The 22803-nt window shown below is 57.7% G+C and carries 21 protein-coding genes and 3 pseudogenes; 10 read left to right on the forward strand and 14 right to left on the reverse strand.

Annotation, left to right across the window (positions count from 1 at the left end):
- Positions 1-34: 34 nt before the first annotated feature.
- From AC1M2H_RS27025 to AC1M2H_RS27035, 3 genes are read right to left on the reverse strand one after another with little or no spacing between them, the layout of a single operon-like run.
- Complete coding sequence (locus AC1M2H_RS27025; RefSeq protein WP_480149741.1) at positions 35-502, reverse strand: primase 1D-like protein; 468 nt, start codon at positions 500-502, stop codon at positions 35-37.
- Position 503: 1 nt separating this feature from the next.
- Entirely contained in the window at positions 504-2015 is a 1512-nt protein-coding gene (gene dgt / locus AC1M2H_RS27030) for a dGTPase (RefSeq protein ID WP_480149742.1), read from the reverse strand.
- Positions 2016-2017: 2 nt separating this feature from the next.
- On the reverse strand, positions 2018-2200 hold the full coding sequence (locus tag AC1M2H_RS27035) for a YlcI/YnfO family protein (RefSeq protein ID WP_480149743.1): 183 nt from the start codon (positions 2198-2200) through the stop codon (positions 2018-2020).
- A gap of 128 nt (positions 2201-2328) precedes the next feature.
- On the opposite strand from AC1M2H_RS27035, the gene AC1M2H_RS27040 reads away from it, so the two are divergent.
- The gene (locus tag AC1M2H_RS27040) at positions 2329-2616 is read left to right on the forward strand and encodes a SymE family type I addiction module toxin (RefSeq protein WP_480149744.1); all 288 of its coding nucleotides are present in this window, start codon (positions 2329-2331) and stop codon (positions 2614-2616) included.
- A 124-nt stretch (positions 2617-2740) separates the two neighbouring features.
- Here AC1M2H_RS27040 and AC1M2H_RS27045 read toward each other — a convergent pair.
- Positions 2741-3475, reverse strand: a pseudogene (locus AC1M2H_RS27045) (hypothetical protein); the annotation flags it as partial.
- A 57-nt stretch (positions 3476-3532) separates the two neighbouring features.
- On the opposite strand from AC1M2H_RS27045, the gene AC1M2H_RS27050 reads away from it, so the two are divergent.
- Positions 3533-4227, forward strand: a protein-coding gene (locus AC1M2H_RS27050) for an IS1 family transposase (protein ID WP_480147781.1) whose coding sequence is annotated in 2 segments (ribosomal slippage) — positions 3533-3779 and positions 3779-4227 — 696 coding nt in all. Because the reading frame shifts where the segments join, the coding sequence is not laid out codon by codon here.
- Positions 4228-4243: 16 nt separating this feature from the next.
- Here the strand turns inward: AC1M2H_RS27050 and AC1M2H_RS27055 are convergent.
- Positions 4244-4711 (reverse strand): annotated as a pseudogene (locus tag AC1M2H_RS27055) (hypothetical protein); the annotation flags it as partial.
- Between the two features lie 439 nt (positions 4712-5150).
- On the opposite strand from AC1M2H_RS27055, the gene AC1M2H_RS27060 reads away from it, so the two are divergent.
- A complete protein-coding gene (locus tag AC1M2H_RS27060; protein ID WP_480149745.1) occupies positions 5151-6158 on the forward strand; it encodes a zinc-binding alcohol dehydrogenase family protein in 1008 nt (335 codons plus the stop codon).
- 217 nt (positions 6159-6375) lie between these two features.
- Positions 6376-7425: an NAD(P)-dependent alcohol dehydrogenase gene (locus tag AC1M2H_RS27065; protein ID WP_480149746.1), complete on the forward strand. Its 1050-nt coding sequence runs from the start codon at positions 6376-6378 to the stop codon at positions 7423-7425.
- On the opposite strand, the gene AC1M2H_RS27070 is transcribed toward AC1M2H_RS27065, so the two are convergent.
- Together AC1M2H_RS27070 and AC1M2H_RS27075 are read right to left on the reverse strand one after the other, a co-directional pair.
- On the reverse strand, positions 7422-8375 hold the full coding sequence (locus AC1M2H_RS27070) for a GlxA family transcriptional regulator (RefSeq protein ID WP_480149747.1): 954 nt from the start codon (positions 8373-8375) through the stop codon (positions 7422-7424). The genes AC1M2H_RS27065 and AC1M2H_RS27070 overlap by 4 nt on opposite strands.
- A gap of 26 nt (positions 8376-8401) precedes the next feature.
- Positions 8402-9181, reverse strand: a complete 780-nt coding sequence (locus AC1M2H_RS27075; RefSeq protein ID WP_480149748.1) for an MBL fold metallo-hydrolase — start codon at positions 9179-9181, stop codon at positions 8402-8404.
- A 169-nt stretch (positions 9182-9350) separates the two neighbouring features.
- Between AC1M2H_RS27075 and AC1M2H_RS27080 the strand changes: the two genes are divergently transcribed.
- Positions 9351-9905, forward strand: coding sequence for an NUDIX hydrolase (locus AC1M2H_RS27080; RefSeq protein ID WP_480149749.1), 555 nt, complete (start codon positions 9351-9353; stop codon positions 9903-9905).
- On the opposite strand, the gene AC1M2H_RS27085 is transcribed toward AC1M2H_RS27080, so the two are convergent.
- The 4 genes from AC1M2H_RS27085 to AC1M2H_RS27100 form a co-directional block, all read right to left on the reverse strand.
- Positions 9897-10757 carry a DMT family transporter gene (locus tag AC1M2H_RS27085; protein WP_480149750.1) on the reverse strand — a complete coding sequence of 287 codons (861 nt, stop codon included), beginning with the start codon at positions 10755-10757 and terminating at the stop codon, positions 9897-9899. The genes AC1M2H_RS27080 and AC1M2H_RS27085 overlap by 9 nt on opposite strands.
- Positions 10758-10781: 24 nt before the next feature.
- On the reverse strand, positions 10782-11591 hold the full coding sequence (nlpA, locus tag AC1M2H_RS27090; RefSeq protein ID WP_480149751.1) for a lipoprotein NlpA: 810 nt from the start codon (positions 11589-11591) through the stop codon (positions 10782-10784).
- A 107-nt stretch (positions 11592-11698) separates the two neighbouring features.
- On the reverse strand, positions 11699-12748 hold the full coding sequence (locus AC1M2H_RS27095; protein ID WP_480149752.1) for a bifunctional transcriptional activator/DNA repair enzyme AdaA: 1050 nt from the start codon (positions 12746-12748) through the stop codon (positions 11699-11701).
- The gene (locus AC1M2H_RS27100) at positions 12735-13508 is read right to left on the reverse strand and encodes an isocitrate lyase/PEP mutase family protein (RefSeq protein ID WP_480149753.1); all 774 of its coding nucleotides are present in this window, start codon (positions 13506-13508) and stop codon (positions 12735-12737) included. Before AC1M2H_RS27100 ends, AC1M2H_RS27095 begins: the two co-directional genes overlap by 14 nt.
- 112 nt (positions 13509-13620) lie before the next feature.
- Here AC1M2H_RS27100 and AC1M2H_RS27105 point away from each other — a divergent pair.
- A pseudogene (locus tag AC1M2H_RS27105) lies at positions 13621-13689 on the forward strand (carboxymuconolactone decarboxylase family protein); the annotation flags it as partial.
- Positions 13690-13709: 20 nt separating this feature from the next.
- Here AC1M2H_RS27105 and AC1M2H_RS27110 read toward each other — a convergent pair.
- Both AC1M2H_RS27110 and AC1M2H_RS27115 read right to left on the reverse strand, forming a co-directional pair.
- Positions 13710-14180: a nuclear transport factor 2 family protein gene (locus AC1M2H_RS27110; protein ID WP_480149754.1), complete on the reverse strand. Its 471-nt coding sequence runs from the start codon at positions 14178-14180 to the stop codon at positions 13710-13712.
- Complete coding sequence (locus tag AC1M2H_RS27115; RefSeq protein WP_480149755.1) at positions 14173-14805, reverse strand: pyridoxamine 5'-phosphate oxidase family protein; 633 nt, start codon at positions 14803-14805, stop codon at positions 14173-14175. The genes AC1M2H_RS27110 and AC1M2H_RS27115 overlap by 8 nt, the downstream gene beginning before the upstream one ends.
- 102 nt (positions 14806-14907) lie before the next feature.
- On the opposite strand from AC1M2H_RS27115, the gene AC1M2H_RS27120 reads away from it, so the two are divergent.
- Positions 14908-15822, forward strand: a complete 915-nt coding sequence (locus AC1M2H_RS27120) for a LysR family transcriptional regulator (RefSeq protein WP_480149756.1) — start codon at positions 14908-14910, stop codon at positions 15820-15822.
- Here AC1M2H_RS27120 and AC1M2H_RS27125 read toward each other — a convergent pair.
- On the reverse strand, positions 15819-17312 hold the full coding sequence (locus AC1M2H_RS27125) for an MDR family MFS transporter (RefSeq protein ID WP_480149757.1): 1494 nt from the start codon (positions 17310-17312) through the stop codon (positions 15819-15821). The two genes, AC1M2H_RS27120 and AC1M2H_RS27125, sit on opposite strands and share 4 nt — an antisense overlap.
- An 80-nt stretch (positions 17313-17392) precedes the next feature.
- Here AC1M2H_RS27125 and AC1M2H_RS27130 point away from each other — a divergent pair, with 80 nt between their 5' ends.
- From AC1M2H_RS27130 to AC1M2H_RS27140, 3 genes are all read left to right on the forward strand, one after another.
- Positions 17393-18040, forward strand: a complete 648-nt coding sequence (locus AC1M2H_RS27130) for a TetR/AcrR family transcriptional regulator (RefSeq protein ID WP_480149758.1) — start codon at positions 17393-17395, stop codon at positions 18038-18040.
- Positions 18041-18568: 528 nt separating this feature from the next.
- The gene (locus AC1M2H_RS27135; protein WP_480149759.1) at positions 18569-19693 is read left to right on the forward strand and encodes an efflux RND transporter periplasmic adaptor subunit; all 1125 of its coding nucleotides are present in this window, start codon (positions 18569-18571) and stop codon (positions 19691-19693) included.
- On the forward strand, positions 19693-22800 hold the full coding sequence (locus tag AC1M2H_RS27140) for an efflux RND transporter permease subunit (protein ID WP_480149760.1): 3108 nt from the start codon (positions 19693-19695) through the stop codon (positions 22798-22800). Before AC1M2H_RS27135 ends, AC1M2H_RS27140 begins: the two co-directional genes overlap by 1 nt.
- The last annotated feature ends 3 nt before the right edge of the window (positions 22801-22803 follow it).

Below are 22803 nucleotides of genomic sequence, written 5' to 3' on the forward strand. Positions count from 1 at the left end.
TAAAGTCAAAAATAAATATTTTCATCTGCAGGACTTAATGTGGCTCCCTGAAACAATCTGCACTTTGAAGTTTATTGAGTATATTACCATAAGCATGGAAAGATCTACCACTATTATAAATATGAAAAGAAATATTCCAGTGTGCAGCCAATTCTCGCAATGGACTCGTATCTATAATTCCTCTATCAACATTACCAAAGTCAATTAATGGAAAATGATAAGAACTACCAAATCCCTGTATCGTTGAGTGGAATGCCAACTCTTCAGACACATCCATACTCATCATAATATCATATAGTATTTTTTCGTTAAATGCTTTGAAAGGGATAACTAAATTTGAACGTTCATCTGAAAATGACTGAGGTGTATATTTATACCGACTGAAGTGTAGCGAAATATCCTGTGATATGTATTTTTTATTTATATTAAAATCAATAAGATGTTTGACCCAAGTAAATGGATGTTTTTGAATATGTGTATAAAATTGTTGGAATTTTTCCATATCACCTCACCTTAATACCTTTAAGAAGCTGATACATTTCCATAGAAAATTGATCAGTCATACCTGAAATGAAATCAACAATTAAATGTATTCTTAAGGAAAGTTCATTTTCTCGAGAAATATCATTAAATTTATCCCTTAACAACTCATTACTAAATTTTTCATTATTATAGGGGAGACCGACTATTGCGGTATAGTATGATTTCAAATGCTTACCTGGCAATCTATTGAATAATCTCCTTTCAATATGCAAATTATTACAACGTATTTGCTTGTTTTCTTTTAAGATAAGATGTAAAAATTTTTCTTTTGGTAGTTTTATTAACGCAGTATACTCATCAAGAATACCTTTTATTATAGCGAACCCTGATAATTCCATACACTCTGCTTCAGAAGATGTAAAGAGATAGATTGAGGTATAGTCTTTTAGAATATCTAAAACATCATACTCAAACGTCCCTTCAGATATTATTTCTTCTGTCCGCTCTTGATTCACAAATAAGGAGTAATCTTTTACAAAAATCTCTGCCACTCTTTTAACTAAGAAATTAGAAAGAGTAGTTTTAAAGAAAAGGAAATTCCCAATAGGTACTGTATTACTCTGAGTTAAACATGATATCAGTTCATCACATTGCTCTTTGAAATCGCTATGAATTTCCTTTAATGACTGAATTTTACCACAAGTAAATTCACTAAACTCACTAACAGTGATTATTCCTTTTTCTATTCCATCCTCAATATCACTAATACAATATGAGATATCATCGGATGCCTCCATTAAAAATCCAAGAGGATGTCGAGAATTTTTTTTCATCGATAAGGTTTGCCATGCTGTTTCCATTACATGCTTTTCTGTGGGAAAATAACCAATTTTTTTACTGAATGGAAGTTCAGATTTTATATCATCAGGACAAAAGGTATATTTTATAAACGATGCTAATTGAGTATAAGTTAAGTTAAGTCCGTAATAACCATCGTCACCCTGTAGTTTTGTAATTATCCTCAACCCTTGGGGGTTTCCATCAAAATGTTTAAAATCAGAAAGTACAGAGTTACAAATTTTCCTTGAGAAAGTTTCAGCAAGTGAAATTTTTAATGCACTTTCAACAGATTCTGATTTACTCCACTCTACAATTGCAGCCTCTCCGAAATGACCAAAAGGCGGGTTTCCAATATCATGCATTAAACATGCAGTTTCAACAATATTTGATATAGATAAACTATTCTTCTGCCAAAAAATCTTAACATCATCATCGAGAACATTACTATTAGATATTTTTTCTAAAATTGTTGCAACAATATAACGCCCAATATGAGAAACCTCTATAGAGTGGGTTAATCTCGAGCGTACTGCTGAATTACTTTCTAAAGAAAATACCTGAGCCTTTTGCTGTAGCCGCCTGAATGCTGCTGAATATATTAACCTGGCACGATCACTTTGTGTGGAAGCAAGGATAGTATCATGTTTTGCACTGGATGTTCTGTGACGAGATGTAGAGATTAATTTTTCCATTTTTAGCCTCTAAAGGAGAATTTTTTTTGCTGTGCTAACCGCATTAGGCAAGCCTCTTTCACCCATTTACTGAAATTCCCTTTTCCTGCTGCTTTCTCAATCTGTTCCAAAAGCTCATCCTCAAACCGGATGTTCTTCATCGTGCTTTTAGTGCGGTCAAAATTTGGTTTCTTTTTCTCTTGCATGGTAGGTACCACTTAGGTTAATTTATCCACATATGGTACCTACCATATGGATTTGAAATTATTACAACGCCCGATAGTGTTGGAGCACTAAAGGGCGTCCAACCTCACCAACTATCAAGGAGTTGATTATGGCTGATTCGCATTCTACCCCAGATATCACCGTTAGCGGAACCGAGCGTCAGCTGCTGGTTGGCTATCGGCCAAATGGCCGGGATACCAGTACACCAAGTCTTACCCTTTCCGGCAAGTGGCTGCGCGAAGCGGGATTCGATACCGGGAAGCCGGTCACGGTTAAGGTAATGGACGGCTGCATTGTGCTGATGCCGCTCAATGAAAAAGAAGAGATGCTCAAAGCCGAATTAAAGAAAATTCAGCATTCGCTTAAAAGCGTCAATAGCACGCTCCATCTTGCCTGACGCCTGAAAACCTTCAGTTCGAACCATTAACACCAGCATTTTTTCTACAGGCCAACCGGGTCAAAAGGTAACTATCCGGAAAATCCGGATAGTTCGCCAGCAACCTGTACACCATATTCCCCTGTCAGAAGTAATAGCCAATATTAACGTTAGTGCGGAAATACCATTTTCCGTTGCCCTCAGACTCGGTGCTGGTCCAGCCCGTGGCGTTCAGCGCCCCGCCCCAGGGGTTGGCGTTCTTCGCCCAGCTGAGGTCGACCCACAGCATCACCGGCAGGGCAAATACCTGCACCCCAACGGTATTCATCTGCGAATCCTGCCAGCCGCTTTTGTCCTTCCACAGCACGCTGTAGTCGTTATAGAAACGCAGCTTTGACACCGCTCCCCACTTCACATCAACGTCGCGGGCGAGGTTTAGCGACGCGGTGGTGCCCTTGGCCGGAATAAGATAGGCCGGCGTCAGGCCGTTGCCGCCCATCAGGATCGTATCGTCGCTGACGCCCGCGGGGTTCTTAGGATCGTACTGATAGCGAATGACCTGCGACGTGAGCTGCCACGGCCCGTTGTGCGCCATTCCGTGCAGGCCTGCCGCCCAGAAGGTGCCGTCATCGTCCGTTTCGCGATTGTGCAGACGCGCCAGCGCCAGCGAGCCGCCCAGCTCGTTATTCCAGCCTCCACCGCGAAACTCCCGGGCGATGCGGACGTTAACCTGATCGCGCTTCTCGTTACGCTGCTGGTGCTGGCTGGGATAGAAGGTGTTCTTCAGGCGGCTGTAGTCGCCCGCCTCCGGCGCATAGCGCAGGTTTTCCGGCTCCATCCACGGAAAGTAGGCCATATCCAGCGACCAGTTATTATCGTGGGTAATGCCTTCAATCGATAGAAAACCATGATATGCTACTGGTATTTAGGGCTTTCTATGGCTACCGTTACTGTTCATTGTCCTCGTTGCCATTCCGATTCTGTTTATCGCCATGGGCACAGCTGTTCCGGGCACGAGCGCTTTCGTTGCCGGTCATGTCGCCGCGTTTTTCAGCTGGCTTATACCTATGAAGCCAGAAAACCCGGTGTAAAAGAACAGATAGTTGAACTGGCACACAACGGTGCCGGCGTCCGCGATACCGCCAGAGTTCTTAAGGTCGGTATCAATACCGTCATACGGACATTAAAAAGCTCTCGCCGTCCCGGATAACCGCTTCTCCTGTCGCTCATGCCGATGTGGCACTCATCTGCGAGCTTGATGAGCAGTGGGGCTTTGTTGGCAGTAAAGCCCGGCAGCACTGGCTCTGGTATGCTTACAATACCAAAACGGGTGGCGTACTGGCTTATACTTTCGGCCCACGTACCGATGAGACATGTCGGGAACTGTTGGCCCTGTTGACGCCCTTTAGCATCGGCATGATTACCAGCGATAACTGGGGCAGTTATGCCAGAGAGGTGCCGAAGGAGATACATCTGACTGGTAAAATTTTCACACAGCGCATTGAGCGAAACAATCTGACGCTGCGAACCCGTATCAAGCGGCTGGCACGCAAAACAATATGTTTTTCACGTTCCATCGAATTGCACGAAAAGGTCATCGGTGCCTTCATCGAAAAGTACATGTTCTACTGATTGGAGGCATTACCTTATCGTGATATTGATAGTTCACCCCGCTGCCGGCATTAACGCCAAAGCCTAAATAAAAGGGAATGCCGTAGGACCAGCCGAATTGCGGATAGGGTTCAAGGCCAAAAGGTTTACCCGGAATACCGAGCGTAATATTGTTATTATCGTTTAAACGATAGCCCACATAGGCCCGGTCGACGGCATATTTATGATGATCCTGAAACCAGAATCCGGCATCGAAGAAATAGTTATTATAAAATCCGCTGCTGTCGATACGAAAGGTATCGAAACGCAGATGCGGCGGATTGCGATAATTACTGCCCTGCCAGTCTTCATAGCGGTAGTTTGCCCGCAGGGCGCCGCCAAAATCCACGCCGGCGAGATTATCGGCGCTGCGCCAGCCGATATGCGGAAACGACTTTCCTTGCTCCGCCTGGGCGAAGCCCCCGGTACACGCGCCCAGCAGCAGCGTGATGATAATTTTACGCATAGCACATGCCTCACTTTATATTTTAATAAGCAACAGAAGTCCGCCGCCGCTAAATAGTGGCGTTTTTAATTAATTTGTCTCAGCGGTGAAACAATCAGCTAAATATCGCGATGATGATATTTTTGTCTCAAATATGAAACTCTGTTTATTATTTGATATAGAGAAAGTCGCATGCAGCCTGGCGTGAGTCAAGGCATAAACTTTGAGCTATAACGCAATATTATTATTCATTACTTCAGGAATTAATATTTTTGAAGTCTACGCAAAATTATTCTCAAATATGAAACAGCGGGGCCCATATCGTCCTAACCTTGTACCCTGAGCTGATTTTCTCTTTTTGAATATAACTCTTATCGCCGCCGGACCGTTTTTCCCCGGACGGCGCCGGTCTATCCTCGACGCATTCAACCGATGAACCCATTAGCAAACCGGAGAGTATATGAAAGCAATCGCCATTACCCGCGCCGCGGCAGAAGGCCGCAATATCCCCTTTTTAAGCGCCATCGAGCTGCCGGTTCCGACCGCCGAGGGCCATGACCTGCTGGTTGAGGTCAAGGCCATTTCCGTTAACCCGGTGGACACCAAGGTGCGCGCCGGATTCGATGCCGATACGCCGCGCGTGCTGGGCTGGGATGCGGTTGGTACGGTCAAAGCCGTTGGCGATGCGGTCACCCTCTTCGCGCCGGGCGACGAGGTCTGGTACGCCGGCGCGCTGGGTCGTCCGGGCAGCAACACGGAGTTTCAGCTGGTGGACGAACGGATCGTCGCCCTCAAGCCGCGCTCGCTGGATAACGCTTCCGCGGCCGCCCTGCCGCTCACCGCCATCACCGCCTGGGAATTGTTATTTGACCGCCTGGGCGTCCAGGAGGGCGGCAACGCCGGCGACACGCTGCTGATCGTCGGCGCAGCGGGCGGCGTCGGGTCAATCCTGACCCAGCTGGCCAGCAGGTTGACCGGGATGACGGTGATCGGGACGGCATCGCGTCCGGAGAGCCAGAAATGGGTGCTGGACGCCGGCGCGCATCAGGTTATTGACCACAATAAGCCGCTGAGCGAAGAGCTGGCCCGCATCGGGGTGAAGGAAGTGACCCACGTCGCCAGCCTGACCAACACCGAGCAGCACTATCCGCAGCTGATTGCCGCCCTCGCGCCGCAGGGCAAGCTGGCGCTGATCGACGATCCGCAAACTCTCGACGCCCGGCCGCTGAAGGCCAAAAGCATCTCGCTGCACTGGGAGTTTATGTTTACCCGCTCAATGTTTGAAACGTCGGATATCATTGCCCAGCATCGGCTGCTGACCCGCGTCGCCGCGCTGATTGATGATAAAACGATTAAAACCACGCTCGGCGCACACTACGGCGCCATCACCGCGGAGAATCTGCAGAAAGCCCACGCTCATCTTGAAACCGGACGCGCGGTGGGCAAAATCGTGCTGGAAGGATTCTAAGACAACGGTTTGCGGCACTGAAGCGCCTTTCTGACGGCCGTTGAGCCCCGATAACCCCTGACTCCCCCGCCGGCCGGGGGAGCGTCCGCCCCTTTTTAACCCTTTGAGCTAATCCCCTCCCATCCGGCGCTAGCCAGGCTACGCTTAGCGTTGCCGCGCAAAAAACACGCACCTCCCTCCGCCCCATTCAGCACGTTTATTCAGAAGAGGTTTCGCTATGCAGATCAACGCTATTGGTACCAACTCCGCCAGCCAGCCGCTGGCCGCGATGGCCATCTCCCGCCGCGAGCCGGGGCCGCACGATGTGCAGATCGCCATCGACTACTGCGGCGTCTGTCACTCCGACCTGCACCAGGCCCGCTCGGAATGGGCAGGGACGATCTATCCCTGCGTGCCGGGGCATGAAATCGTGGGCCGGGTCACCGCCGTCGGCGACCACGTCTCCGGCCACGCGGTGGGCGACCTGGTGGGCGTCGGCTGTATGGTCGACAGCTGTCAGCAGTGCGATGAGTGCGAGGCTGGGCTGGAAAACTACTGCGACAACATGGTGCTCACCTATAACGGCCCCACTCAGGATGCGCCCGGCCATACGCTGGGCGGCTACTCCCAGCAAATCGTGGTTCACGAGCGCTACGTGCTGCGCGTGCGCCACCCGCAGGAGCAGCTGGCCGCCGTGGCGCCGCTGCTGTGCGCCGGTATCACCACATACTCGCCGCTGCGCCACTGGAACGTCGGGCCGGGTAAAAAAGTAGGCATCGTCGGCATCGGCGGGCTGGGGCACATGGGGATCAAGTTGGCCCACGCCATGGGCGCCCACGTGGTGGCCTTTACCACCTCGGAATCCAAGCGTGACGCGGCCAGGGAGCTGGGTGCGGATGAAGTCGTGGTGTCGCGCAACGAGGCGGAAATGGCGGCGCATGTCAAAAGCTTCGACTTTATTCTTAACACCGTGGCGGCGTCACACAACCTCGATGCCTTCACCACGCTGCTTAAACGCGACGGTACCCTGACCCTGGTGGGCGCGCCGGCGACCCCGCACCCGTCGCCGGAAGTGTTTAACCTGATATTTCGCCGCCGGTCGATTGCCGGCTCGATGATTGGCGGGATCCCGGAAACCCAGGAGATGCTCGATTTCTGCGCCGAACACGGTATCGTCGCCGATATCGAGCTGATCCGCGGGGATCGGATCAACGAAGCGTGGGAAAGGATGATCAAAGGCGACGTCAAATACCGCTTCGTGATCGACATCGCCACCCTCGCCGGCTAAGCCCCGCGGCGGAAGGTCCTTCGCCACTCCGCCGGGCTGACGCCGAAGCGGGACTTAAACTGCTGGCGCCAGGTGACGGCGGAGCGAAACCCGACCATTTCCGCCACCTGCTCAACGGGCATCTCGCCCGCTTCGAGCAGGATCTGGCTGCGCCGCAGCCGCTCGGCGGTGAGCCAGTCGGCAATGCTCATCCCGGTGGCCTGCGCAAAATGACGGGTCAGGGTGCGGCGGCTCATCGCCACCAGCTGGGCCAGCGAATCGAGATTGTGCGCTTCGTGAATATGCTGCTGGAGATACTCAAGCAGGCAGTTAATGCGCGCATCGCGGGTGCTTTTCGGCACCGGCTGGGCGATAAACTGCGCCTGACCGCCTTCGCGATGGGGCGGAACGATCATCCGGCGGGCAATCTGGTTGGCCGCCAGGCTGCCGAAGCGCTGACGAATAATATACAGGCAGCAGTCGAGCGCCGCCGCGGTGCCCGCTGAGGTGATTATCCGCCGGTCATCAACGTACAGCGCGTTGATATCCAGCCGCACCTGCGGGAACAGGCGCTGAAAATCCTGCTCAAACTCCCAGTGGGTCGCCGCCCGCCTGCCGTCCAGCAGCCCTGCGTAGCCCAGCACGAACGCCCCCACGCAGAGACCGACAATTTCAGCGCCGTTGTCGCTCGCCCGCACCAGGCTATCGAGCAGCGCCTGCGGCGGGCGCTGATTTACCGCGCCCCAGTAGGGCACCACCACAATATCCGCCCGCTCAAGGGCGGTAAAATCATCCCGGGCGTGAAGCGCAAAGCCGTCGCGGGCGGTCAGCAGCCCTGGCCGCTCGGCGCACAGATGGAGGTTAAAGCGCTTCGTTTCTGACACGCTGTCGCCAAACAGCATGCAGGGAACGGAGTAGTGAAACGGGCTAAACCCTTCCACCGCGACAATCGCCACGTCGGTTAATTTCATCGCTGCCTCCTCTCCCCGTCAGGAAGTTAAAATACCATGCTTTCCCCATCCTGCGGGATGCTGACCACCCCGGCAATCTGGTTGTCAGCCACGTACTCGCTCAGCTCCCGGCGGCTCAGCAGGCAGTGGTTCACCGCCTCCATATGGCCGACGACGATCTGCGCTTCCGGCAGGGTAAAGTGCGTTTTCAGCACGTCTTCTTTACCCATGATGATCGGCCCAAAGCCGATGACGTGGGCATATCCGGCATTCAGCACCACCACGTCGGGGCGCAGGCGGATCATGTCGGCTTCGATTTCATCGCGCCAGATGGTGTCACCCACCAGCCACAGCGTTTTCTCCTGCGGATGACGCAGCACCACGCCGCAGGCTTCGCCCAGGCGCTCCGCCATCGCCGGCACGGCATAGGTGCGATCGCTCCCATGCTGCCCGGAGGTGGTTTTCTGCAGGGTCACGCCGGCAAATTCGCTGCTCTCAGACAGCAGGCGAATATCGCTAAACCCCTGACTACGCAGCAGCCGGGCATCGGCCTCATGCTGGACAAAAACCGGCAGCGCTTTGGGAATCGCGGCGATCGCCGCCGCGTCCCAGTGATCCTCATGGGTATGGGTCACGATAACGGCGTCGACGTCAACAATGACAGAGAGCGGAAAAGGCAGCCCCACCAGCGGGTTACGCAGCTCGCTGCGGGCGGTGCCGACAAATCCCGGCCAGGCGGCCTTATCCGCCAGCATCGGATCGATGAGAAACTTTTTACCCGCGTATTCAATTATTTGGGTCGCGTTACGGATGTGGGTGATGTTCATGATGCGCATGCCTCTTCGGGGGAATCTGGCGAACATCGTACGTCCCGCAAGCCTGGCGCAATATGGGCATTCGGGCAATGATCGATGGGATTGGGCCAACTTTCCGCGCTTGCCAGCCGCCGCCGGCTATGGTGTGCTGAACGCTCAATTTTCTGCACAAGTGGCCCCGATGAAAAAGAGACTGACCGCCGACGATATGCACGATGCCGAAGTGATTGCCGACACCCCCTGGTTCAGCATGCGCAAGGTGGCTATCGACGTCACCGCCGACCAACGCCGCGACTTTTACTCCATCCACTACCCGCGCCCGGCGGTAGGCATTGTGGCGATGCAGCAGGATAAAGTGCTGCTGATCCGCCACTACCGCTATCTGATTGACCAGGTGGTATGGGCTATTCCGTCGGGCGGCATCGATGAAGGCGAAGAGCCGCGGGCGGCCGCCCTGCGCGAGCTGCGCGAAGAGACCGGCTGGCAGGCCAAAAACGCCGAAGAGATTATCCGCTACAACCCCTCCTACGGCAGCAGCGACCAGCTATTCATCACCTGGCTTGCCCGCGATCTGGAGTACGTTGGGATGGACGCCGATCAGGATGAGGTGATGGAAACCGGCTGGTTTACCTTCGAAGAGATCGGGGAGCTGATCGCCCGCGGCGAGATGCCGGACGGGCTATCGCTGGTGCCGCTGCTGCACCTGATGGCGCAGCAGCGCGGCGGTTTAGCGTAACGGCTTAAGCATGCGCCAGCGGAACCACAGCTGGGCGACCAGGATCAGCACGCCGCCGACAATTTTCTGCAGCGGCAGCTGCTCGTGATACCACAGGGCGGCGGCAATCACCGTCAGCAGCGGTTCGAGCACCATAATAATCGCCGCGCTGGCAACCGCCGCGTACTTCTGGCCCTTCATCTGCAGGCCGAAGCGCAGGCTGGTGGCGATAACGATACTGGCGAGCAGCCAGCCGAAGGTGGGCAGGGTAAACGGCCGATCCCAGCTTTCAAACGCCACCGAGATCGCCAGCCCCACCAGGCCGGTGATCCCCAGCTGCACGGCGGTCAGCGGGATCAGCGGCACCTCGCGGGCGCAGCGGCTGGTGTAGCAGAACCAGATTGACTGCACCAGCGCGGTAAGCAGAAACCAGCCCTGACTGGGGTGGAAGGCAATCGGCATATGCAGGCTCAGCAGGGCAAGGCCGACGATCGCCAGCGGCAGGCACTCCCAGTAAGCGCGCGCCGGGCGCGTTTTCATCATCACCCATGCGGTCAGCGGCACGAAAAGCATCGACAAGCTCATGATAAACGCCCCCTCGCCCAGCGACGGCGTGGTCGATACCGAGTAAATCCACAGGCACAGGTTGAGCGCAAACCACAGGCCGCTGATGAGTATCTGCGGCCACTGCCGCCTCCCGACGCGGAAACCGCGGCAGAAGGGCAGCAGCAGCAGCGCGGCGAAAAAGAAGCGCAGGCCGAGGAAGGCAAAAACCGGCATCCCGGCGATGGCTTCACGCGAAAATATCCACCCGCACGCGGCGATGACCGTGGCGGCGACCAGCAGCAAATCCGCCTGACGTTGCCGAATCATAGACCCCCCTCCCTGCGTGAGTGATTACCAGCCCGGCACCGCGCCGCCGTTGAAGATCGTTTCCGCCGCCTTCGCCACTTCCGGCGACTGGTAGGACTGCATAAACTCCTTCACGTTCTGCGCATCTTTATTGTCTTCGCGGGTGACGATGATGTTCACGTAGGGGGAGTTTTTATCCTCGATAAAAATGCCGTCGCGCACCGGAGAGAGCCCGGTTTGCTGGAGGTAGGTGGTGCTGATAATCGCCACATCAACTTTGGGATCGTCGATCACCCGCGGCAGCTGCGCGCCTTCGAGCTCCATGATTTTCAGGTTATGCGGGTTGGCGGTGATATCGATTGCCGTCGGCAGCAGCCCGGTGCCGGCTTTGAGGGTAATCAGCTTCTGCTGCTGCAGCAGAAGCAGCGCGCGGCCGAGGTTGGTCGGATCGTTAGGAATGGCGATAGTCGCCCCGTCTTTCAGGTCGGCGACCGATTTAATCTTGCGCGAGTAGCCCGCCATCGGGAATACGAAGGTGTTGCCGACCGCCACCAGGTGATAGCCGTGGGCTTTATTATCCTGCTCGAGGAACGGCCGGTGCTGGAAGACGTTGGCGTCCAGATCCCCGGCGTTCGTCGATTCGTTCGGCAGCAGGGAGCCGCTAAAGCCAACCAGCTCAACGTCAAGGCCATACTTCTCTTTCGCCACCTTCTTCGCCACTTCCGCCACATCCTGCTCTGCGCCGTTAATGACGCCAACTTTAATGTGTTTCGCATCGCCGTCCTGCCGATCGCAACCCGCCAGCAGCAGGCCCGCCAGCGCCACCGCGGCGGCTGCCCATAAACGCAAGTTCATTATTTTCACCCTGTTAGTCCATTAGAAAGTCATTATTATTTTCGTACGAAACTATAACGGCTTTATGGCCAGCTTTTAAACATCAAAAGCAGCAACAGGAAATAAAATCATCTGCTGAATTTCGCCTCATGGGCCAGCAGCCACTCTTTGCGCGCCAGGCCGCCGCCATAGCCGGTGAGCGAGCCATCTTTGCCAATAATCCGGTGGCAGGGAATAACGATCGCCAGCCGGTTGGCGCCGTTGGCGTTGGCCACCGCGCGTACCGCCCCGGCGTTGCCCATCTGCTCAGCAAGCCCCTGATAATGCTCGGTTGTGCCGTAGGGCACCGCCCGCAGCTGTTGCCAGACCGCCTGCTGAAAATCGCTGCCCGGCGCCTCAAGCGTCAGGGAAAAGCGCTGCCGCTGGCCGGCAAAGTACTCCCCGATCTCCGCCACCGCCTGGCGCGTGTGGGCGTTTTCCCCGGCAATAATATTGGCCGCCAGCAGGCGCTGAAGATCGCGGAATTCGCTCTCCAGCATCCGTCGGTCGACAAACTCCAGCAGGCAAACCCCGCGCTCGGTAGCGCAAACAAACATCGGCCCGATGGGGGTGGTAAAGCGCTGGATCAGGATCACCCGCCCCGCTTTGCTCGGCGCCCGGCCGGTGAGCTTTTTGCAGGTATAGCCGAAGCCGCTTAGCGAATCGTAGCCGCTGTCAAACGCCACCTCGGTCGCGCTGCGCCCGCCCTGCAGCTCCTGCAGGGCGGTATTGACCCGCAGCATCCGCTGGAAGGCCTGAAAGGTCATGCCGTAGTTCTGGCTAAACCAGCGGCGCATGCGTTCCGGGCTGATGTGCTGCTGGCGCAGCTGGTCGTCGGTGATCCGCACCTTGGGCGCGGCGCGCAGCTGCTGCATCACCTGCTCCACCATCGGCGGCGCGGAGCTGGCGTTTTCCGTCGGCCGGCAAATTTTACACGGGCGAAAGCCGGCGCTGAGCGCGGCTTTGAAATCGCTATAAAACTCCACGTTTTCCCGCTTTGGCTTGCGGGCGCGGCAGGTGGCGATGCAGAACACGCCGGTGGTTTTCACGCCGACGTAAAAAAGCCCGGCGTATTGGGATGAGCGGGCCACCAGCGCCTCATACCAGGTATCGCATAACCCTTTATCAGTCACCTGCATGGCTGAATACCCCTTTAAACGATTGCTGCTGTCGCACGTTTTGCAGCAGAGAGCGCAGATGCTCCTGCAGGGCGCTATGCAGCGCGTTGCCCATAGAAATCCGCTTCACTCCGAGACGAGTCAGCTGGTCAATATCGGGCAGCGCGGGCATCGCCATGACGTTCAGAGGCAGCGCAACCGCCGCCGCTATCGCCGCAATATCCGCCGCCTCGGTAACGCAAGGGACAAACAGGCCGTCAGCCCCATTTCGCGCGTACAGCTGACCCCGGGCAACCGTCTCAGCCAGCGCCTGCGGTCGGTTAAGCAAAAACGGATCGGTGCGAATATTAAGAAACAACGCGACGCCAGCCTGCTCCAGCCCCGTTTTAACCGCCCGCAGGCGGCGGGCATAGGTTTCCGCATCCACCAGACGCCGCTCGCCGTCGATCACCACGCTGTCCTCGAGATTAACGCCTGCCACGCCGGTTTGCGCCAGCGCGCACAGATTATCTACCACCTCGGCGACGCTGGCGCCATACCCGAACTCCATATCCACGCTCAGCGGCAGCGCAACCTGCACGCGGATACGCGTGACGAGCAAGAGCAGCTCAGCAAACGCGAGCTCTTCACCATCGTTATAACCACAGGTGTCGGCAATAGCGGCGCTGGAAGTGCCTACCGCCGAATAGCCCGCGGCAGCCGCGGCTCTGGCGCTGGGGACGTCCCAGACGTTAGCCAGCAGCACTGGCGTGGCCTGATGATGTTGTTGTGCGAAATCCATATGTCCTCCGGTTTTGTTGTTATGCGCAGGATTCTGGCGCTTCGCCCCTGGAGGCGGCAACCGAAAACCGGACGACTATTTTCGCCTGAACCGGCGTCGCCACTCGCCGGACGCAATTCTGTTCACCAACATGGTGAACCGGGTTAACGATACGGTTGTTGATTTCCCGCAAGCCGATTAACCCGTAAGTTAACGCCTGCTTTACAGCCCCAGAGCGCTGAGCCCCGGATGGTCATCAGGGCGGCGGCTCAGGGGCCAGTGGAACAGGCGTTCGCTTTCGGCGATCGGCAGATCGTTGATGCAGGCGTAGCGCGTGCGCATCAGGCCGTGCTCATCAAACTCCCAGTTTTCATTGCCGTACGAGCGGAACCAGTTGCCGCTGTCGTCATGCCATTCGTAGGCGAAACGCACCGCAATGCGGTTATCGCTCCACGCCCACAGCTCCTTAATCAGCCGGTACTCCTGCTCTTTGCGCCATTTGCGCTGCAGGAAGCCGACGATTTCCGCGCGCCCGTGCACAAACTCGCTGCGGTTGCGCCATTCGCTATCGGGAGTGTAGGCCAGCGCGACCTTCTGCGCATCGCGGCTGTTCCAGCCATCTTCGGCGGCGCGTACCTTTTGCGCCGCGCTTTCGCGGGTAAACGGCGGCAGCGGCGGGCGTTGTTCAGTCATGATCTTCTCCTGTGTGGGTTAACTGCTGCAGGCGCTGATTCTCCTGCTCGAGGTCGTGAATACGCTGCTGCAGCGTCTGGCTATACTCCGCCACCTGCTGGGCGCTATAGCGCGGCGTAATATGCTGCGGGCAGTTCCAGTCGAACGCCTGCAGATGAAAGCGAAAAATGCGCTCAACCCTGCCGCGGTAATTTTCCGGCTTTACCCGCGCCAGCAGCGCGGGATCGTCATCCACCGCCAGCACCTCAACGGTGGCGTAGATTTTCAGCCTGGCACGGCGCGGGTAATCCATCAAAAACAGGCACGCCCTGGCGCTTCCCCGCAGGTTGCCGGTGCTGATGTACTGCCGGTTGCCGCTAAAATCAGCCATTGCCAGGGTCGTCTCATCCAGCAGATGCAGAAAGCCGGGCGGCCCGCCGCGATGCTGGATATAGGGCCAGCCGGTTTGCGAAACGGTGGCCAGATAAAAGCTATCCCGGGTGGTAATCATCGCCTCCTCGCTGGCGGTAAAGCGCTCCGCCTGACGGTGGCTATGGGGCGATTGCCACAGCCCGTCGCTGCCCATTTCATGCTGGACATCCATCACATCCGGGGTGATGGCAATGCCAAGAAAGTCACCGGCCATAGATCCTCCGCACCTCGTATCGCTGACCACAGCATGGACTCTGCTGCGACAAATGATAATACTGGAGATCTGGCAATCATCTTTCCGTAGAGCGGGATAATAATGGACCGATTAAGCGCGATGGCGCTGCTGGTGAAGGTTACCGAACTGGGCAGTATGTCGGCGGCGGCACGCGCGCTGAACACGCCGCTGACCACCGTCAGCCGCAATATTGCCGAGCTGGAAAGCGCGCTCGGCGCGCGCCTGCTGATCCGCACCACCCGCCGGCTTACGCTGACCGATGCCGGCGTAGAGTACGTCGCCGCCGCGCGGCGGATCCTTGAAGAGGTGGACAACGCCGAGCGGCAGGCGGCCGGGGAGTATCTGCAGCCCAAGGGCGAGCTGGTGATCGCCGCGCCCACGATGTTCGGTCGCGTCCACGTTTTGCCGGTGGTGACCGATTTTCTCGCCCGTTATCCGCAAATTAACGTTCGTTTGCTGCTCAGCGACCGTAACGTTGACCTGATAGACGACCACGTCGACCTGGCGGTGCGCATCGGCGCGCTGCCGGATAGCGGTATGGTGGCCACCCGCCTCGGCGAGATGCGTATCGTCACCTGCGCCCACCCGCTGCTGCTGACAAAGCACGGCGTGCCGCAGCGCCCGCGCGAGCTGGAAGGGCTGCCGATTATTAGTATTGAATCGCCGATGCCCTATCGCGGCTGGCGCTTTCGCGCCGCCGAAGCGGCAGATCGGCTGGTAGCTCTGCGCGCCGTGCTGTCGGTCACCACCCCGGAAAGCGCCGCGGACGCCGCCCGGCTGGGGGCTGGCGTGGCGCGGCTGCTGCACTATCAGGCCATCGACGGCCTGACCCGCGGTGAGCTGCAGCTCATTCTGGAATCGGTGGAACCCGAGCCGGCGCCGGTGCACCTGCTGTATACCAGCCGGGATCTGGCCCCGCTCAAGCTGCGCAAGTTCCTCAGCTTCGCCGCGCCGGCTTTGCGCCGGGCGCTGCTGCGTATCGCCGGAACCGCCTAGCCAGCCGCCTTTTTCAGCGGCACCTCTTTCAGCAGCCATGAAAGCATAAAGGCAACGGCCATAATGCCGGCGGCCATCAGGAAGGCGGCGTGAATGGCCGCGCCGAAGGCGTCGAGATAATCGAGGCGGATCGTCGTCGGCAGGGCCTGTACCGCCTCCGGATTCAGCGCCCTGGGCAGCTCAGCGCCCTCCGGCAGCAGGCACTGCAGGTTGTTTTGCAGTACGTGGGTAAAGACCGCGCCGAACAGCGCCACGCCGATCGAGCCGCCAATCGAGCGAAACAGCGTCACGCCCGAGGTGGCCACGCCGTACATCTGGGCGGGCATCGCGTTCTGTACCGCCAGCACCAGCACCTGCATCACCAGCCCCAGGCCCGCCCCCAATACGCCGGTAAACAGATACAGCTGCCACATCGGCGAATGGATGGTAATGCGGGTCAGCAGCACCATCCCCGCCACGCCCAGCAGAGTGCCGAGAATCGGGAACAGGCGGTATTTACCGGTACGGCTGATAATGCGCCCGCTGACGATCGACGTCAGCAGCAGGCCGCCCATCAGCGGGATCAGCTGCAGCCCGGCTTCGGTCGGAGTGGCCGCCTTCACCACCTGCAGATAGAGCGGCAGGAAGGTCACCGAGCCAAACAGCGCCATGCCGATCACAAAACCAATCATGCTGCACAACAGAAAGGTGCGGTTACGGAACAGCGAGAGCGGAATAATAGGTTCAAGGGCCAGCCGTTCCTCATAAATAAAGCCAATCATCCCCACCACGCCAAAGGCCAGAGTGCACCACAGCTGCGGGTCATTCCACGGCCGCACGCTGCCGCCTTCGGAGGTAAAGAGGATGATGCACACCAGCGCCATACTCAGGTAAAACGCCCCCAGCCAGTCTATCTGGTGCGCGCTGCGTCTGTTGCTGCTGTGGAACACCGCGCCAATAACCAGCAGCGCAAACAGCCCCAGCGGCAGGTTGATATAGAAAATCCAGCGCCAGGAGGCGTGCTGCACCAGAAAACCGCCGATCAGCGGCCCGATGACCGTCGCCAGGCCAAAGACTCCGCCGAATAGCCCCTGATAGCGGCCGCGGTTCGCCGGGGGGATCACGTCGGCGACCGCCGCCATGCTGATCACCATCAGGCCGCCGCCGCCCAGCCCCTGCAGCGCGCGCATCAGCACCAGCTGCGTCATATTCTGCGCCAGGCCGCACAGCGCCGAGCCGACGAGAAACAGCACGATCGCCACCTGGAGCACGATTTTTCGCCCGAACAGATCGCCGAATTTACCGTACAGCGGCACCACGATGGTCGAGCTCAGGATATAGGCCGTGACCACCCACGAGAGCTTATCCAGCCCGCCGAGTTCGCCGACGATGGTCGGCAGCGCGGTCGAGACGATGGTCTGGTCCAGCGCCGACAGCAGCATTACCAGCAGCAGCGCGCTGAACAGCAGGCGGATCGACGGCGCCGGCCGGGCGGCGATTTCAGATGTCATAGCAACACTCGCTTGAAATTAATTAAATACATAATTAATATTTAGGGAAATGATGAATCTGGTCAAGAGACAGTGAAGAAATGACGGCACAAAAAGACAATGATGCGCCTCGCCGTCCGGGCCGCCCGCGCGGCAAAAAACCGGGCACCGCTAACCGTGAACAGCTGATGGATATTGCGCTGGCGCTGTTTGCCCGCCAGGGCATCGCCCGGACGTCGCTGAACGCCATCGCCAAAGAGGCCGGCGTCACGCCGGCGATGCTGCATTACTATTTCGACTCGCGGGAGATATTAGTCGACCAGCTACTGGAGGAGCGCTTTATGCCGCTGCGCAGCGAAATCAGCAAGATTTTTATCGCCCATCCGCAAGATCCGCTGACCGCGTTTACCCTGCTGATTGAGGCGCTCGCCGCGCTGGCGGAGCAAAACGACTGGTTTGCGCCGCTGTGGATGCAGGAGATGATTGGCGAAATGCCGGTGCTGCGCCAGCATATGCACGCCCGCTTTGGCGACGATAAGTATCACCGGATGCTGGAGACCATAAGCCGCTGGCAGCAGGAGGGAAAACTCAACCCGGCCCTGTCGCCGGAGCTGCTGTTCACCAGCCTGATTAGCCTGGTGCTGGTGCCCTATTCGCGCATTCGCACCGACGCGAGGCTAAAAGCGATCCCCCGGGAAACCATCGTCAGCCACGCGCTGGCGATGATCCAACGGGGGATTGGCGGCTAATATCCGCGTCGCCAGCGGCCTTACAGCGCCTTCGATAGATAATGACGTTCCATGCCAGGGTGCGGGAAATCAGGCAGGTTGCATTCTCGTGGCCCCGCCAGCAGCGCTTCCCGATCCGCGGGATTAATGCTTGTTGTTATTATTAGAGCCATTAATGCCTCCAGCTTAAATGACGTCAGGGTATTATTGGCGCTTACTTTCACAAAAAATTCTTATTTCCTCCATTATTTTTTGTCTTAATTTTCACGATTCAAATGTAGACAAAAAAACCTTTTGATGACCCGTTAGAGACGTATAACGAGAAAAAATGAGAATGATCGTTCGCACAATAAATCCAGGAGTGGAGGCATCTCTGCCGCAGAGGAGCCAAGAAATGACCGCTCCGGCGGCCATCGTCGAATAACAGCATACAGGAACGCCTGGGTTCCCTTTTTGTCATTTTCGTTTACCCGAAAATGCCTCAGCGCCCAGCCCATCACCTCACGATTTAATTAGCGGGTCGGACGTCGTTCATCCTGAGAGAATATAATGAAACACACCATCATACCCATCGCAACAGCATTATTTCTGCTGGCTGGATGCGATAATTCGCAAACATCCGCCCCGCCGCAAACGACGCCGGAAGTCGGCGTTGTCACCCTGAAAGGTCAGCCCGTTTCCGTTATCAGCGAACTGACCGGCCGCACTACCGCATCGCTCAGCGCCGAAGTGCGCCCGCAGGTGGGCGGTATCATTCAAAAGCGCCTGTTTAACGAAGGCGACATGGTAAAAGCCGGCCAGGCGCTGTATCAAATTGACCCGGCCAGCTATCGAGCAGCCTATAACGAAGCCGCGGCCGCCCTGAAGCAGGCGCAATCGCTGACGGTTGCCGACTGCCAGAAGGCCCGGCGCTATACGCAGCTGGTAAAAGATAACGGCGTGTCGCTGCAGGATGCCGATGACGCGCAGTCGACCTGTAACCAGGACAAGGCCAGCGTCGAGTCGAAAAAGGCCGCGCTGGAGAGCGCCCGCATCAACCTGAACTGGACCACCGTCAGCGCGCCGATTGCCGGGCGGATTGGTATCTCCTCCGTCACCCCGGGCGCGCTGGTCTCCGCCGATCAGGATACCGCCCTGGCGACGATCCGCGGGCTGGAGACGATTTACGTCGATCTCACGCGATCGAGCGTTGATCTGCTGCGCTTACGCCAGCAAACGCTGGCAAGCAACGCCGATACCCTCAGCGTCACCCTGAGCCTCGAAGACGGCAGCACCTATGGTGAAAAGGGCCGCCTGGCGCTGACCGAAGTGGCGGTGGACGAAGCAACCGGATCGGTCACGCTGCGCGCGGTATTCCCCAACCCGCAGCACCTCCTGCTGCCGGGAATGTTCGTGCGCGCCCACGTCGATGAGGGCGTGATGGACGATGCGATCCTCGCCCCGCAGCAGGGCATCACTCGCGATGCCAAAGGTCACGCCACCGCGCTGGTGGTCGATGCCAGCGGCAAAGTCGCCCTGCGTGAGGTCGAAACCGGTGAAGCCTACGGCGATAAGTGGTTGGTAGAGAGCGGCCTGAAGAGCGGCGACAGGCTGATCGTTGAAGGAACCGGCAAGGTTGCCGCCGGGCAGCAGGTCAAAGCCGTTGAAATGAAAAACAGCGGAGGCAACGCCTGATGTTCTCCCGCTTCTTCGTCCGGCGCCCGGTGTTCGCCTGGGTTATCGCTATCCTGATTATGCTCGCCGGGATCCTCGCCATCCGCACGCTGCCGGTCGCCCAGTACCCGGACGTCGCGCCGCCGTCGGTGAAAATTTCCGCCACCTACACCGGCGCCTCTGCCGAAACCCTGGAAAACAGCGTGACGCAGGTTATCGAACAACAGCTTACCGGGCTGGATAACCTGCTCTACTTCAGCTCCACCAGCAGCTCCGACGGCTCGGTCAGCATTAACGTAACCTTTGAGCAAGGCACCGATCCCGACACCGCGCAGGTGCAGGTGCAAAACAAAGTTCAGCAGGCCGAATCGCGGCTGCCCAGCGAAGTGCAGCAGTCCGGCGTGACGGTGGTGAAATCGCAGAGCAGCTTCCTGCTGATCCTCGCGGTGTACGATAAAACCGACAAGGCTACCAGCTCCGATATCGCCGACTGGCTGGTGAGCAACATGCAGGATCCGCTGGCGCGCGTTGAAGGCGTCGGCAGCCTGCATGTATTTGGCGCAGAATACGCGATGCGCATCTGGCTGGACCCGACCAAACTGGCCTCCTATGCGCTGATGCCTTCCGATGTCGAAACGGCAATCGAAGCGCAGAACGTGCAGATCTCGGCGGGTAAAATCGGCGCGCTGCCGTCCTCTAACACCCAGCAGCTCACCGCCACCGTGCGCGCTCAGTCGCGCCTGCAAACCGTCGATCAGTTCAAAAACATCATTGTGAAGAGCAAGACCAACGGCGCGGTCGTCCGCCTGAGCGACGTCGCCCGGGTTGAAATGGGCAGCGAAGATTACACCGCCTCGGCGAACCTCAACGGCCACCCTGCCGCCGGCATCGCGGTCATGATGGCGCCGGGCGCCAACGCGCTGGATACCGCGACGCGCGTGAAGGATAAGATTGCCGAGTATCAGCGCCAGATGCCGCAGGGCTACGATATTGCCTATCCGAAGGACAGCACCGAGTTTATTAAAATATCGGTCGAGGATGTGATTCAAACGCTGTTTGAGGCCATCGTGCTGGTGGTCTGCGTGATGTATCTGTTCCTGCAGAACTTCCGCGCCACGCTTATCCCGGCGGTGGCGGTCCCGGTGGTGCTGCTTGGCACCTTCGGCGTGCTGGCGCTGTTTGGCTACTCCATCAATACGCTGACGCTGTTTGCGATGGTGCTGGCCATCGGCCTGCTGGTGGATGACGCCATCGTAGTGGTGGAGAACGTCGAGCGAATTATGCGCGATGAGGGGCTCTCCGCCCGTGAAGCCACCGAGAAGTCGATGGGCGAAATTTCCGGGGCGCTGATCGCCATTGCCCTGGTGCTGTCGGCGGTGTTCCTGCCGATGGCCTTCTTCGGCGGCTCAACCGGCGTGATCTATCGCCAGTTCTCGGTGACCATCATCTCGGCGATGCTGCTCTCCGTCGTGGTGGCGCTGACCTTAACCCCGGCGCTGTGCGGCGCGCTACTTAGCCATCCTAAGCCTCATACCACGGGCTTCTTCGGGGCGTTCAACCGCCTGTGGGGGCGCACGGAGCAGGGCTATCAGCATCGCGTGCTGGGCGGCCTGCGCCGCTCGGCGACGATGATGGGCGCCTTCGCGCTGATTTGTGCCGTCATGGCGCTGGCGATGTGGAAGCTGCCGGGCAGCTTCCTGCCGGCAGAGGATCAGGGCGAAATCATGGTCCAGTACACCCTGCCGGCAGGCGCGACCGCCGTGCGCACCGCCGAGGTTCGCCGCCAGGTGACCGACTGGTTCCTGACCAAAGAGAAGGCCAATACCAACGCTATCTTTACCGTCGACGGATTCAGCTTCAGCGGCAGCGGACAGAACGCCGGGATGGCTTTTGTGTCGTTGAAAAACTGGTCCCAGCGCAAGGGCGAAGCCAACACCGCGCAGGCCATTGCCCTGCGCGCCACCAAAGATCTCGGCAGCATCCGCGACGCCTCGCTGTTTGCCATGACGCCCCCTTCGGTGGACGGCCTCGGGCAGAGCAACGGCTTTACCTTTGAGCTGCTGGCCAGCGGCGGCACCGATCGCGACAGCCTGATGAAAATGCGCAGCCAGCTGCTGGCGGCAGCCAATCAGAGCCCGCAGCTGCAGTCGGTGCGCGCCAACGACCTGCCGCAGATGCCGCAGCTGCAGGTGGATATCGACAACAACAAGGCGGTGGCGCTGGGGCTATCGCTGAGCGACGTCACCGACACCCTCTCCAGCGCCTGGGGCGGCACCTACGTCAACGACTTTATCGATCGCGGGCGGGTGAAAAAGGTCTATATCCAGGGCGATAGCGATTCTCGCGCCGCACCCGCCGATCTTGGCAAATGGTTCGTGCGCGGCAGCGATGACGCCATGACGCCGTTCTCCGCCTTCGCCACCACCCGCTGGCAGTACGGTCCGGAAAGCCTGGTGCGCTACAACGGTTCCGCCGCATTTGAAATCCAGGGCGAAAACGCCGCCGGCTCCAGCTCCGGCGCGGCGATGGATAAGATGGAGGCCCTGGCTAACAGCCTGCCGGCGGGCACCACCTGGGCATGGAGCGGCATGTCGCTGCAGGAAAAACTGGCCAGCGGCCAGGCCATGAGCCTGTACGCCATCTCAATTCTGGTGGTGTTCCTGTGCCTCGCGGCGCTGTATGAGAGCTGGTCGGTGCCATTCTCGGTCATCATGGTTATCCCGCTCGGCCTGCTCGGCGCGGCGCTGGCGGCCTGGCTACGCGATCTGAATAACGACGTCTACTTCCAGGTGGCGCTGTTAACCACTATCGGCCTGTCGTCGAAGAACGCCATCCTGATCGTTGAATTCGCCGAGTCGGCGGTCGATGAGGGCTATTCGCTTTCGCGGGCGGCAATCCGCGCCGCGCAGACCCGCTTGCGCCCTATCGTCATGACTTCGCTGGCGTTTATCGCCGGTGTGCTGCCGCTGGCGGTGGCCACCGGCGCGGGGGCCAACAGCCGCGTGGCGATCGGCAGCGGGATCATCGGCGGCACGCTGACCGCCACGCTGCTGGCTGTCTTCTTCGTTCCCCTGTTCTTTGTGCTGGTGAAGCGATTCTTCACCCGCCAGCGTCCTTCTCAGGAGTAGGTT

The organism is Klebsiella sp. F11 (genome assembly GCF_056712265.1).